10 protein-coding genes are annotated in these 13866 nt (G+C 41.2%); 7 read left to right on the top strand and 3 right to left on the bottom strand.

Features of this window, described 5'->3' with window-relative positions; genetic code table 11:
* Positions 1-137: 137 nt before the first annotated feature.
* The gene (locus tag AAU57_RS10690; protein ID WP_231717804.1) at positions 138-1334 is read right to left on the bottom strand and encodes a DUF3095 family protein; all 1197 of its coding nucleotides are present in this window, start codon (positions 1332-1334) and stop codon (positions 138-140) included.
* An 88-nt stretch (positions 1335-1422) separates the two neighbouring features.
* On the opposite strand from AAU57_RS10690, the gene AAU57_RS10695 reads away from it, so the two are divergent.
* Positions 1423-3414, top strand: coding sequence for an endonuclease (locus AAU57_RS10695; protein ID WP_055412903.1), 1992 nt, complete (start codon positions 1423-1425; stop codon positions 3412-3414).
* 82 nt (positions 3415-3496) lie between these two features.
* On the opposite strand, the gene katG is transcribed toward AAU57_RS10695, so the two are convergent.
* Positions 3497-5767, bottom strand: coding sequence for a catalase/peroxidase HPI (katG, locus tag AAU57_RS10700; RefSeq protein WP_055412904.1), 2271 nt, complete (start codon positions 5765-5767; stop codon positions 3497-3499).
* 375 nt (positions 5768-6142) lie between these two features.
* A complete protein-coding gene (locus AAU57_RS10705; protein WP_055412905.1) occupies positions 6143-6895 on the bottom strand; it encodes a response regulator transcription factor in 753 nt (250 codons plus the stop codon).
* Between the two features lie 215 nt (positions 6896-7110).
* Between AAU57_RS10705 and AAU57_RS10710 the strand changes: the two genes are divergently transcribed.
* Genes AAU57_RS10710 through AAU57_RS10735 form a run of 6 tightly spaced genes read left to right on the top strand, consistent with a single transcriptional unit; the run spans position 7111 to position 13853 of the window.
* Entirely contained in the window at positions 7111-9312 is a 2202-nt protein-coding gene (locus AAU57_RS10710; protein ID WP_055412906.1) for a RelA/SpoT family protein, read from the top strand.
* A 4-nt stretch (positions 9313-9316) separates the two neighbouring features.
* Entirely contained in the window at positions 9317-9784 is a 468-nt protein-coding gene (locus AAU57_RS10715; protein ID WP_055412907.1) for a Fur family transcriptional regulator, read from the top strand.
* Positions 9784-11055, top strand: coding sequence for an adenylosuccinate synthase (locus tag AAU57_RS10720; protein WP_055412908.1), 1272 nt, complete (start codon positions 9784-9786; stop codon positions 11053-11055). Before AAU57_RS10715 ends, AAU57_RS10720 begins: the two co-directional genes overlap by 1 nt.
* A gap of 52 nt (positions 11056-11107) precedes the next feature.
* Positions 11108-12067, top strand: a complete 960-nt coding sequence (locus AAU57_RS10725) for a DUF368 domain-containing protein (RefSeq protein ID WP_055412909.1) — start codon at positions 11108-11110, stop codon at positions 12065-12067.
* The gene (locus AAU57_RS10730; RefSeq protein ID WP_055412910.1) at positions 12068-13087 is read left to right on the top strand and encodes a DUF368 domain-containing protein; all 1020 of its coding nucleotides are present in this window, start codon (positions 12068-12070) and stop codon (positions 13085-13087) included.
* Positions 13062-13853, top strand: coding sequence for a shikimate dehydrogenase family protein (locus AAU57_RS10735; protein WP_055412911.1), 792 nt, complete (start codon positions 13062-13064; stop codon positions 13851-13853). The genes AAU57_RS10730 and AAU57_RS10735 overlap by 26 nt, the downstream gene beginning before the upstream one ends.
* The last annotated feature ends 13 nt before the right edge of the window (positions 13854-13866 follow it).

Consider the following 13866-nt stretch of genomic DNA (forward strand, 5'->3'; position numbering starts at 1 on the left):
ATTATCATAACTCTTAAGCTGCTTTGAAAGATTCTAAAACCTAGAATTTTTCAAAGCAGTTTTGTTTTCAATCGTTTCTTAGGTTTCGAGTAGCGCAACATTACTGACGTGAATTCTTTAAAATCAGGTGTTAGCGGTTAAGCACTTAGTTTTTTCTTCAGTACCTTACTGGCTCTAGTATATCCGCCATTGTCTCCATCCAGAAAGTGAATGTGGTAATCGTCAATAGCCGTCACATAACAGGATAGAATACTGCTTTTGCTGGAATAATAACCGTACTGGATCTGATCATTGCGCTCCATATTGTCCAGCATCTTGAAAAACTCCTTGCGTTTTTCAACGGTTCCTGCTATGACTGTATTTATGGATCCGTCTAGAAGTAAAACCTCGGTCAATTGTATAAGTTCATTGAGATAGTTGCGCCCTTTTTCAGTGTACTTGACGTAAAAACTTCCAAAGATGGACCGTGCTGCCGTACTGATGATCTTGCGCAAACCTGAAGTGGCGTATTTGACCTTGATCTCGTTTTTCAATTGGCTTAAACTATTGACCATCTTCAAATGCTCCATAGTTACAGGATTACGCTGGTGATCCTCACCATAGATGCGATCCATTTCTTTGAGAATGGCTGTATAGATGTCGTGTTGAAGCGAGACATCTGTTGCATTTATAATAAGTGCAAGAACCTCATTTTGCTCTTGTGGCGGCGAGATCTTGTCCCATTTGCATTCCATACCTTCCAGGTTGAGCAGTTGAGTCTCCAATTGGGTAATGCCTAAATCCTGTGCTTCATTGGATTTGATTTCGCTTTCTGCTCGTTGTAGCGCGTCGCCTTGAATAAGCGGCATCACGTGATAGGAATTGCGCTGAAACTTTGAAATGTTGAGAACACAGCCTCGCTCACGCATCTCCTTAACCGTGCGATAACCTACTCGCAGATAAAAGTCGAAAGAAGTCAGGCATCGCTCCTGATGATAGGTCAAAGCCTGTAGGCAAGACTCTTTAATCAGTTTAGGAACAAGGAGCGTTGCTCCATCACCACCAAAGAAAAACGGAATATCAACTCCTGCCTCACGAGCAATATTTAGGCAAGCCACAATACTACCGGTAGCCGCGAGATTGACTTCCTGCTGTTTACCGTTTTGTACGGCGATGGTCGAGTTTTCCACATCGGTCACGATGATGAACCACTCATTTGGCACCTGGCAAAAATTGGCACGATTGGCATAGATCTCTACCAACTGTCCAGAGTACACATGTAAGTCAGAATAAAAATGTGCAGATCGATCTTGAGGCATACTCAAACATAACCAGATCGCAGGAATAACTTCCACTTAAAATCCTAAAAAAGCCAGACTTAACATTTAGGTATCATTGAATCTATAGGTAATTGATACTTTTGCCAAACCCTTAAAAAAAGCTATGAGAAATTTTTATGTTTTATGGATTGTGGTGGTTTTCGCTTTCGCGAAAGCGAACTCACAAGTAGTCATTAACGAACTGGATGCCGACACGCCAAGTACCAACGATAGGCAATTTGTGGAACTCAAAACGGATGAGCCGTTCCAGACCTTGGAAAATATGGTGCTCGTTTTCTTTAACGGAAGCAGTAGCTCTACTACCGGTAATGGTAGAGTGTACTACAGCTATGAATTGGATGGATTGACAAGTGATGTCAATGGTTTACTTGTTTTGGGAAGTTCACTGGTGTCGCCAGCCGTTGACGCAAGGTTGGCCGAAAGTAATATACAATTGGGTGCAGACGCTGTTTCCATTTACTTTGGGACCGCAGATGATTTTCCAGATCAAAGTTTTGTGCAGCCCAATAATCCAAATCTGATCGATGCGCTAGTGTATGATACAGATGATGCCGATGTTCAAGTCCTACTTGATGGTCTAGGTGAAACCGTACAATACAATGAAAATGAAAACGGTAGAAAAACAACAGAATCCATCCAACGCAAGGAAGATGGAACCTATGAGGTAAAAGCACCTACACCGCATTCCTTGAACGATGCGACGGAGCCGTCCTACATAGGTGTTGATTTTAGAATCACAGCGACCGAGGATTTGAACGAAGGTGACTTTTTTAGTCTCACCTTTACCTTAACCAGACCTGCAGATCAAGATTTCAGCCTAGATTTTAGCCTCAATAATGGAACTTTTGATGAAGCAGATTATACTGGCGTGACAGATATATTTATTCCTGCAGGCCAGACTTCACAGCAGTTGGATTTTGAATTAGTGGATGATAATATTGATGAAGGTGATGAATTCATGAGAGTCGATCTTAACGATAACCTTCCAATAGGCTTCAAGAGAATTAAAGACAATATTGAGTATGTAGTCCTAGATGATGATTTTACCGTAGCAAATTATGGTAATCCAACCACACCAACCTACGGCATCGTGAGACCTACCATTCCTGCAGGTTATTATGACGCGTTAGAAAACAAGTCCAGTCCAGAACTCGAACAAGCCATTACCGCGATTATTGCAGAAACTGGAGTGGTACGCCACCATACGTATGCAGACATCACCACCATTCTTAAAAAAGCTGATGCCAGCGCTCTCAACAGCAACAAAGTATGGCTGATGTACTCTGAAACCGAACGTCGTGATGTATTGTTCCAAGATGGTAGTGATGGATCTGGAAGATGGAATCGAGAGCACGTCTTTCCAAGATCTCGTGGTGGTTACAATAGCCTGGAAGATTTAGATGATATCGCAGATGGTATTGATGTTTGGGTAGAAACCAGCGTGGATAGTTTGAGACATGGTAATAGTGACGCCCATCATTTACGAGCCACAGACTCTGGAACAAACTCTTCTAGAGGTGATGATAATTTTCCAGAATATAACGGTCCTACAGGCAATCAAGGCTCTTGGCATGGTGACGTGGCACGATCCATTTTCTACATGACCCTACGTTACAACTACGATGAGTCTCAAATGCTTCAAGTAGTAAACGGTTATCCTGAAAATCGTTTAGGTCAAATAGGCGATCTTCAAACGCTATTGCAATGGCACCAAGAAGATCCAGTGGATGATTTTGAAATGAATAGAAATAATGTAGTCTATGACTGGCAACGCAATAGAAACCCTTTTATTGATCGACCAGAATTGGTAGATTTTATCTTTGGCGATAAGGTCGGACAATCCTATACGCTTTCAAATGCTACAGAGGAAATAGATCAAGTCAGCATATATCCCAATCCTTCTAGAGGTTTGTTTTATGTCAAAAATATCACAGAGCCTTTGACCATGAGAGTTTATGATACCTTAGGTCGTGAAGCTTTAACCAAGGAACTTACCAGCGATGCTCTAATACAGCACCAGCTAGCCAGTGGTATTTACATGGTACGTTTGAGTGGTGACTCAGGTACGACGGTTAGAAAATTGATCGTCGAATAAGCTTTTAAAAAAGCTTCAAATGGCAACAAACAAAAAAGCCGATTCAATATTGAATCGGCTTTTTGCATATTATAAATGAATATTAGAATTGATCTACCAGATCAAAACGGTCTAGGTTCATTACTTTGGTCCATGCTTTAGCAAAGTCTTTTACAAACTTTTCTTTGGCATCATCGCTGGCATAAACCTCTGCAATGGCTCTTAGTTCACTATTGGATCCAAAAATAAGATCTACTCTAGTACCACGATACTTCTTTTGGCCAGTTTTGCGATCTGTACCATCAAACAGCAACTCTGCTGAAGATGCTGCATTCCATGTAATTCCCAAGTCAGTAATTGCTACAAAGAAATCATTAGTCAAAGTCTCCGGAGCATCAGTAAAAATTCCAGTATCACTACCATCATGATTGGTATTAAGCGCTCGCATACCACCAATTAGTACAGTCATTTCTGGAATGGAAAGCGTCATCAAGTTAGCTCTATCAATCATCAACTCCTCGCCTGCTGCTTTTTGACCGTTAGCGATATAGTTTCTAAAGGCGTCTGCTTTAGGCTCTAGATAGCCAAACGATTCTACATCAGTTTGCTCCTGCATTGCATCTGCACGTCCTGGTGTGAATTCTACCTCTATATCATGTCCAGCATCTTTAGCTGCTTTTTCAACCGCAGCTGTACCACCTAGGACAATAAGGTCTGCCATAGAAACTTGCTTGTTGCCTTTTGCATTGTTATTGAAATTAGTCTGTATCTCTTTCAATACGTTCAACACCTTGTGCAACTGTTTTGGATTGTTGACTTCCCATTGGTTTTGAGGTGCCAGTCTTATATGTCCACCATTAGCTCCACCACGTTTATCTGAGTGTCTATAAGTAGAAGCAGATGCCCAAGCCACGCTTACCAATTCTGATACAGACAATCCTCTACTTAAAATTTCAGATTTCAACTGCTCGACGTCATTTGCATCGATCACGTCATAATCTACCGTTGGGATCGGGTCTTGCCATGTGTAGTCTTCCTCAGGCACGTCTGCACCTAGATACAATGACTTAGGTCCCATGTCCCTATGAGTAAGTTTGAACCACGCTTTCGCGAAAGCGTCTTCAAATTCAGCTGGATTGGCTCTAAATCTTTTAGATATTTCTAGGTATTTTGGATCCATCTTAAGTGCCATATCTGCCGTAGACATCATTAGATCTTGAGTCTTTGAGGCATCGCCAGCCATAGGTGCTTTCATGGCATTTGAGGCTTCAGTAGGTTTCCACTGGTGTGCACCTGCAGGACTTTTAGTGAGTTCCCATTCATAATCCAACAGGACCTTAAAGTAATCGTGATCCCATTGTATAGGATTTGGAGTCCAGGCTCCTTCTAATCCACTAGTAATGGTATGGTCACCTTTTCCTGTTTTATAGCTGTTTTTCCATCCCATGGACATTTCTGCCATAGGTGCGCCAGCAGGCTCTGCACCTACATATTGTTCAGGATCTGCGGCACCATGAGCTTTACCAAACGTGTGTCCACCAGCAACCAGTGCCACGGTTTCTTCATCGTTCATCGCCATACGACCAAAGGTTTCTCTAATGTCATGCGCAGAACCTAACGGATCTGGATTTGCATTAGGTCCTTCTGGGTTTACATAGATCAATCCCATGTGGGTAGCTCCTAGAGGCGATTCCAATTCTCCTTCTGCATAGCGGGCTTCATTGCCCATCCATTCCGTTTCAGAACCCCAGTAGATATCTTGTTCTGGTTCCCATACATCCGTACGACCACCTGCAAAACCTTTTAATTTGAGTCCCATGGACTCGATCGCCATATTACCGGCAAGAATCAAAAGATCTGCCCATGATATTTGCTGACCATATTTCTTCTTTATAGGCCATAAAAGTAATCTTGCCTTGTCAAGGTTACCGTTATCTGGCCAACTATTTAATGGTGCAAATCTCTGGTTACCCGTTCCTGCTCCACCACGACCATCACCTATGCGATAGGTTCCTGCTGCGTGCCATGCAAGACGTATCATCAATCCACCATAATGACCATAATCTGCAGGCCACCATTCCTGAGAATCCGTCATGAGATTCTTAAGATCAGTTTTTAGTGCTTCCAGATCAAGATTCTTGAATGCAGTTGCATAGTCAAAAGTCTCGTCTAGTGGGTCAGACTTAGGTGCGTTTTGTCTTAGTATGTTTAGTTTAAGGGCGTTGGGCCACCAGTCTCTGTTGGTTGTTCCGCTTCCAGCAGTACTGGAAGGTGCGCCACCCATAAAAGGACATTTAGCTACCGCACTGGAATCATTTATATCCCAAACATTTGAGTTTGCGGCACCTTTGTCGTGGTGATTGTTGTTATCCATGATTGTTATTTAAGTTCATTACTTCTCAAATATATTTTAATTTGAAGCCTTGTACACGAGATTTTCAATGATTAAACGCAAGTCTTCATAGTCAAAATCTATCGTTGCCAATATTCTAACAGTATTAATCGATACTGAAATTAATATGAAGAGTTGATTACTGGCTCAAAGTGCCAACGTATAATTGGTGCATGAGATAGACACCTTCATCTAAAATCATCTGGTTGAGACTTTGTTAGGAACAACTGGATAAATGATAGTCATAATCCTTAAAACTCAATCCCGAGACAGGTGACGTAATATTTCAATCGGTTTTTCGATAGCTAACGTGAATGATTAAATATGTTAGGCTGAATAGCAAGCGCCAATCCACTATTAGTTGGGATTAAGATGGCTAATAAGCTCTGTAGCGCTATTCACGTTGAGCTTTTTGTAAATATTCTTTACATGGGTTTTTACTGTGTGAATGGACACGTTCATTTCTTGAGCAATGTCCTTTCTAGTGTTTCCTTTAGAGAGTAGTTCGGTAAGTTTTAATTCTGTTGCGGTAAGCACCTCAAGTTCATGTAAAATCATGTGATCATAGATCAATTCTTGTCCGCTATCTGTTTGTAGTCTGACAATACCGCGCACTCCGTTGATCTGCAATGACGATTCATAACATATCCCTGTAGATGCAGTGGCGTTGCCTTCTTCATCAAAAACGGTATAAGAACTATATTCTACGATAGAAATAGGTTCCTTATTATCGTGCCCTTTCAACCTATAATAAATCTCAAACATGATTTTGGATCTATCTTCAGGCTCCATTGCTTTGTAGGCTGTCTCCATTTCAGGAAATATGTGCTTGGCAAGTTTTGCCAGGTCTTCTGAAACCATGATTTCTGGAAGAACATCCAACCCTTTCTCGCAAAATTCTGCAGAGGTTAATCCAGTGAATGCAACACACTGATCGCTGACGAATTCGTATCCCAACGTGTGCAGATTGAGTAGATAAGAAAATGAATTTTTATGCAGCGATTGATTGGAAGCTCGTTTGAACCTGTGAATCAATTTTTTCAAATCATCTTCAGGTAAACGAGTGTTACTTTTTAGTAGGGACTTGTGCCTTTTAAGCGCTTCTTTCATGTCAACACCATTTTTTGAACTATGTACTTAAAGGGGATTTAAAACTACATATAAATTGTTAAAGACCTGGACTTAATTGATTATGAACGAATAATCTAGATTAAATGAAGCAGTGTTTAATGTTTTCTCGCTTTCGCGAAAGCGAACTCGAACAATCCGACATACTGCATGATTAACTATTGGTGGATGTTTCAAACTAATGTATTTTTACTATAATGACAGAAGCTGCCGTAAAAGAGGAAAACAAGCGCATTGCCAAGGAATACAAGGAATTGCTCAAGATTAGTTATCAGGCCTTGTCTAATGATGACAAGAAGCTGATCAGGAAAGCTTTTGACATTGCGGTAGAAGCGCATGCGCCACAACGGCGCAAGTCTGGAGAGGCGTACATTTTTCACCCGATTGCGGTAGCAAAAATTGTTGCCAAACAAATAGGCCTTGATGCCACGGCCATCGCCGCTGCCCTATTGCACGACGTTGTTGAGGATACCCAATACACGCTCGCAGATATTGAGGAGCTGTTCAATCCCACCATTGCTAGGATCGTAGATGGGCTGACCAAGATCATGCACCTTAAGAATGAGGCCGATATTTCCTCACAGGCAGAGAACTTCCGTAAGATGTTGTTGACGCTCAATGATGATGTACGGGTTATTATCATCAAGATTGCAGATCGTTTGCACAACATGCAAACCATGGACAGCATGCCACCGGCAAAGCAAGTGAAAATTGCCAGCGAGACGCTCTATATCTATGCGCCTATCGCCCATCGATTAGGGCTTTACAACATCAAAACCGAACTTGAAGATTTAGGCCTAAAATATACAGAGCCAGAGGTTTTTGATGACATCCAGAAATCGATTAAAGAAAGTAAGGAGCAACAGGATGCCTATATCAAGCAATTCAGCTGCATAATTGATGATAGTCTGGAAAAAGAAGGCCTGGAATATTACATCAAGGGTAGACCTAAATCGGTTTTTTCCATACGTCGTAAGATGCTCAAACAAAATGTAAGTTTTGACGAGGTCTATGACAAGTTTGCCGTGCGTATCGTTTTTAGAAGCGACCGAGCAAACGAGAAGTTTCTAGCTTGGAAAATATACAGTGTGGTCACAGACCATTTTAGACCTAATCCAGTACGTTTGAGAGATTGGATAAGCTCACCTAAATCTACTGGTTATGAAGCCTTACACATTACCGTGATGGGACCAGATGGTCGCTGGGTAGAAGTACAGATACGTAGTGAACGCATGCACGAGATTGCAGAAAAAGGCTATGCCGCGCATTATAAATACAAGCAGGGAAATCAAGAAGATGGCCTTGATGAATGGCTTAACCGTCTTCAAGAGGCTTTGGAAAATTCAGAATCAAATGCGATTGATTTTGTGGAGCAATTCAAGCTGAATCTTTACAGCAAGGAAATATTTGTATTTACACCTAAAGGTGAGCTCAAGTCACTGCCTAAAGGAGCAACACCGTTAGATTTTGCATTTGCTATTCATACCGAAGTAGGTCTTCACACTCGTGGCGCTCGCGTAAATGGTAAACTTGTGCCATTATCACATACGCTAAATAGTGGTGATCAGGTAGACATCATTACCAGCGATAATCAAAAGCCTACTAAAAACTGGTTGGATTATGCAACAACCGCTCGCGCGCGATCCAAAATTAAAAGCGCCCTTAAAGAAGATCAAAAGGACGTTGCCGCAGAAGGAAAAGTAATTCTTACCCGTAAGCTCAAATCCCAAAAGATCAAGCTAGACGAGAATACGGTCAATGAAATGGTTACCTTCTTTAAAATGAAGACCAGTCAAGACCTTTTCTACAGGGTTGGATTAGGCAGTATTGACAATAAAATGATCAAGGACTACGCAAACAGTCGTAGCAATGCCTTGTACTCTTTCTTCAAAAGCAAAATGCGCAAAAAAGAAGAAAACGTTGATCTGTATAAGGAAGAGGTTACTCAAAAGTACGATGAACTGGTATTCGGTAAGGAGCAAGCCAGTCTGGACTATACCTTATCTAAATGTTGCAACCCTATTCCTGGCGATGCGGTATTTGGTTTTACAACGGTGAGTGAAGGCATTAAGGTCCATAAAAATAATTGCCCAAATGCGATAAGTCTGCAAAGTAAATATGCGTATCGTATTATTTCTGCCAAATGGATTGATTCTTCTCAAAAAGAACATCGCGCAGATCTCAATCTAGAAGGAATAGATCGCATGGGATTGGTACAGGAAGTCACACAGCTTATCTCTGAAAATATGCATGTGAACATTAGAAATATAAGCTTTACTAGTGATGACGGCATATTTAAAGGCCAGATTACTGTGGTGGTTCCCAATATCAATATGCTCACAAAGCTCATGCAGAATCTGAATAAAATTAATGGTATCGATAAGGTTACCAGATCATGATACAATGAAAGAAATTATCAACAATTTAGAAAGAGAACAAGAAATCGTTAGAGGTGTTTTTACGCAATTTCTAAGCGAAAATAAGCACAGAAAGACCCCAGAACGATATGCTATATTAGACGAGATTTATGCCAGTGAAGAACATTTTGATGTAGAATCGCTCTACATCAAAATGAAGGAACAAAACTATAGGGTAAGCCGCGCCACGCTTTATAACACTATAGAATTACTGTTGGATTGTGGACTGGTTCGCAGGCATCAATTTGGGCAGAATCAGTCGCATTATGAGAAGTCCTATTTTGACAGACAGCATGATCATTTAATTATTCAGGATACTAACGAGGTCATCGAGTTTTGTGACCCTAGAATTGAGTCGATAAAAAAGACAATTGAAGAGGTGTTTGATGTTAAGATTGCCAGCCATTCTTTATACTTTTACGGCGTTAAAAACACAACCGAAAACAACAAATAATGGCAGTAGATCTATTGCTCGGTCTTCAATGGGGCGACGAGGGAAAAGGAAAGATTGTAGACGTACTCACTTCTAACTATAACATCATCGCAAGATTTCAAGGTGGACCTAATGCGGGACATACGCTTGAATTTGATGGTATCAAGCATGTATTGAGGACTATTCCATCTGGTATATTCCATGAAGAATCCATAAATGTCATCGGGAATGGTGTTGTTATCGATCCAGTAGTTTTTGTACAAGAGCTTGATGGATTGGATCAATTTAAAATTGATTACAAGAAAAAATTGATCATTTCCAGAAAAGCGCATATCATACTACCTACTCACAGGTTGCTAGATGCGGCTTCTGAAACTTCAAAAGGAAAGGCAAAAATAGGCTCAACGCTTAAAGGCATTGGTCCTACTTATATGGATAAGACTGGCCGTAATGGTATACGTATAGGTGATCTGGAAATGGATGGCTGGAAAGAAAAGTACCGTGCGCTGGCTAACAAGCATGAAGCACTTATTAATTTCCATGACGTTGACATTCAGTATGATCTTAATGAAATGGAAGAAGAGTTTTTTACCGCTGTAGAGCGATTAAAAGAATTGACGTTCATAGATTCTGAAGAATATTTACAGCAAGCCCAGAAAAGTGGGAAAAGCATCCTTGCCGAAGGTGCTCAAGGCTCATTATTGGATATAGATTTTGGAACCTATCCGTTCGTTACATCTTCCAACACTACGGCTGCTGGTGCTTGTACCGGTTTAGGCGTTGCTCCTAATCAAATTGGTGAAGTCTATGGGATTTTCAAAGCCTATACGACTCGTGTAGGTAGCGGCCCTTACCCAACAGAATTATTTGATGAAATAGGAGAAAAAATGGCCAAAGTAGGTCATGAATTTGGCGCCGTTACTGGTCGTCCACGTCGTTGTGGCTGGCTAGATCTTGTTGCTTTAAAATACACCTGTCAAGTCAACGGAGTTACCCAACTCATGATGATGAAAGGTGACGTGCTTTCTGGATTTAAGGAATTAAAAGTTTGTACTGCATACAAATCCAACGGTAAAGAAATTGAGCATTTACCCTATAACATAGAACCAGAAAATGTGACGCCAGTCTACAAGTCCTTTGCTTGCTGGAAAGAAGACCTGACCAAAATGACAGATCCATCACAGTTCCCTAAAGAATTAAACGAATACATAGATTTCTTAGAGAAAGAACTGGAAATTCCTATTAAGATCGTAAGCGTTGGTCCAGACCGTACACAAACCATCCATAGGTAAATAAAACCTAAGACGTTGACACAATAACCCTTTTCCATCCAGATACCACATAATGGCCTTTAGAAGAAACGTTACCGTAATACTGAAAGGAATGATGATGGGAGCAGCAGACGTGGTCCCTGGAGTATCAGGTGGAACGATTGCTTTTATTACGGGAATCTATGAGGAGTTGATTAAAACCATCGATAATCTAGGAATCGATGTCATTAAAGATTTCTGGAGAATAGGATGGAAAGCCACTACTGTCAAGTATAATCTAGGTTTTCTTATTTCGCTTTTACTTGGAATTGCCATAAGCATTTTAAGTCTTGCCAAAATCATCACCCATCTGCTTGAGAGTTATCCAGTACTGGTCTGGGCTTTTTTCTTTGGGCTGGTACTTGCCAGTATTTTATACATTGGGAAACAGATTGATCGTTGGAAGATTCTTACCGTAGTTGCCATCATAGTGGGAAGCATCATTTCTTATTATATTACCATCGCAGAACCTTTAGGAGCGCCAGACAGCTGGTGGTATTTACTCTTCTCTGGATTTATAGCGATCATCGCTATGATCTTGCCTGGTGTGTCTGGAGCATTTTTACTATTGCTGTTGGGAAGTTATCAAACCGTACTCAACTCATTGACTGATCTGATTGAGGGAATCTTGGATGGCGAGTGGTCCATTGCTTTTAAAAGCTTTACCAATCTTGTTTTGGTTGGCATAGGTGCCATATTCGGCATCAAATTATTCTCAAGAGTTTTGACTTGGTTGTTTGAAAACAAGAAGAACCTTACTCTCGCTTTACTTACAGGCTTTATGATTGGATCACTCAATAAATTATGGCCATGGAAAGAAGTGCTCAGCACCAGGATCAATTCCAAGGGTCTTGAAGTTCCTTTTTTAGAGAAAAGTGTATGGCCTCAAAATTATGCGGGTGATCCAAAAATTTTATGGGTTGGTATTCTTGTAATCATTGGTTTTCTGCTTATTCTTATCTTAGAACAATGGGCAGTTAAAAAACCAGCATAAGTGCGTCAACCTACTCGTAACCTTAGCGATAAATTTTTTCTGGTACTTAAAGGTATCGCCATGGGAACAGCAAATAAAGTTCCCGGTGTTAGTGGTGGTATTGTAGCCTATGTCGCCGGTTTTTATGAAGAGTTCATCTATTCGTTTCAGAAACTAAATCTCAAGGCACTAAAGCTTTTGGCTGCTGGTAGGTTGCGCAGTTTTATGTACTACATCAATGGTAGGTTTCTCGGATTACTGATACTGGGCGAACTCATCAGCTATTTTACCGTTAGTTTAGGCTTTGATGTGCTTATATCTTACTACCCTATTTTGGTCTGGGCAGCATTCTTTGGTATGATTCTAGGTTCCATCTATTATCTCACGCGCAGCTATGAGGACTGGACCAGCAGAAAAGTCATATTTCTAATGGCCGGTGCGCTAGTTGGAATCGCTACGTCCCTACTCGATCCAGCTACCCAAAACACCAATCTATTATTTGTATTCTTTTGCGGGATGGTTAGCATCTCAGGAATGACGCTACCTGGTTTGAGTGGTAGCTATTTGTTGATTCTATTTGGCAATTACGTCTTGTTAATGGTCGATAGTGTGAATGCCTTTCTAAACGCGGTGGTATTGACCTTGCAAGGAGACGTTAGTTGGTGGTATGATCCCATGCAAACAGAGCTGCTGCTTATACTTACCGTTTTTGTCGCAGGCTCTTTGGCTGGTTTGATCAGTTTTTCACACTTGTTGGGCTGGACATTCAAACATTATAGAGACGAGACCAATGCCACCATCATAGGTTTCATAACCGGATCACTGGGCGTGGTCTGGCCGTGGAAACGTGAGATTTTTAAGCTTAGCGAGACAGGAATCGCATTATTGGACAACAACGGCAATAAGATCGTGGAAAATTACCAGCGATACTGGCCATCGATTACCAGCGGTCACACGTGGCTTGCCATACTTATGATTGCCGTTGGTTTTGCCATCGTATATTTACTGGATCATTATGGAAACAAAGCAAATCCCGCGTAGCATTTTTGGACTTATAGGCGCACGCCTAGACTACAGTTTTTCGAGAGCCTATTTTGGTGAAAAATTCGAAAAGTTGAAGTTAAACGATCATGAGTACCGCAATTTTGAATTGAGCAGTGAGGAAGAATTAGTTCGCTTTCGCGAAAGCGTACTCTACGACCAGCAACATCAAACCACTAACGGCAAAAACGAGATCTTACGAGGCCTCAATGTTACGATTCCCTATAAACAAAGCATGCTCAAGATCGTGGATCATATTCATGAAGATGCGGCTGCCATAGGCGCCATAAATACGGTGGTAATTGAGGATAACGTCTGGACCGGCCATAATACAGATGCCTACGGTTTTGGGAAGTCTTTGGAACCTTTTCTTCCCATCATAGGAAATGCTTTGATACTGGGTACTGGCGGCGCTTCAAAGGCTATCGCCTATACTCTGGAAGCTTTGCAAATCCCGTATCTAAAAGTAAGTAGGAATCCGCAGGATGATTTTACCATAGGCTATGCATCACTCAATAAAGATTTGATGCAACAGGTACGACTCATCGTCAATACCACACCTGTAGGAACACACCCTAATACTGACCAGTGTCCCGCAATTCCCTATGAGCATCTTACCAGCGATCATATACTTTACGATCTGGTCTACAATCCCAGCTTAACGTTATTTATGAAAAAGGGACAACAGCATGGCGCCAAAGTCACCAACGGCTATCAAATGCTGGTAAACCAAGCTGAAAAATCTTGGGAACTCTGGAATAAGTGATCTGTCTATCATT

This window comes from Nonlabens sp. YIK11 (genome assembly GCF_001413925.1).
Classification (GTDB): domain Bacteria; phylum Bacteroidota; class Bacteroidia; order Flavobacteriales; family Flavobacteriaceae; genus Nonlabens.

What these genes read in the sequence shown, in the direction of transcription:
- AAU57_RS10695 (WP_055412903.1), top strand. Translation starts at nt 1,423, where the DNA reads ATGAGAAATTTTTATGTTTTATGGATTGTGGTGGTTTTCGCTTTCGCG.
- katG (WP_055412904.1), bottom strand. Translation starts at nt 5,767, where the DNA reads ATGGATAACAACAATCACCACGACAAAGGTGCCGCAAACTCAAATGTT.
- AAU57_RS10705 (WP_055412905.1), bottom strand. Translation starts at nt 6,895, where the DNA reads ATGAAAGAAGCGCTTAAAAGGCACAAGTCCCTACTAAAAAGTAACACT.
- AAU57_RS10710 (WP_055412906.1), top strand. Translation starts at nt 7,111, where the DNA reads ATGACAGAAGCTGCCGTAAAAGAGGAAAACAAGCGCATTGCCAAGGAA.
- AAU57_RS10715 (WP_055412907.1), top strand. Translation starts at nt 9,317, where the DNA reads ATGAAAGAAATTATCAACAATTTAGAAAGAGAACAAGAAATCGTTAGA.
- AAU57_RS10720 (WP_055412908.1), top strand. Translation starts at nt 9,784, where the DNA reads ATGGCAGTAGATCTATTGCTCGGTCTTCAATGGGGCGACGAGGGAAAA.
- AAU57_RS10725 (WP_055412909.1), top strand. Translation starts at nt 11,108, where the DNA reads ATGGCCTTTAGAAGAAACGTTACCGTAATACTGAAAGGAATGATGATG.
- AAU57_RS10735 (WP_055412911.1), top strand. Translation starts at nt 13,062, where the DNA reads ATGGAAACAAAGCAAATCCCGCGTAGCATTTTTGGACTTATAGGCGCA.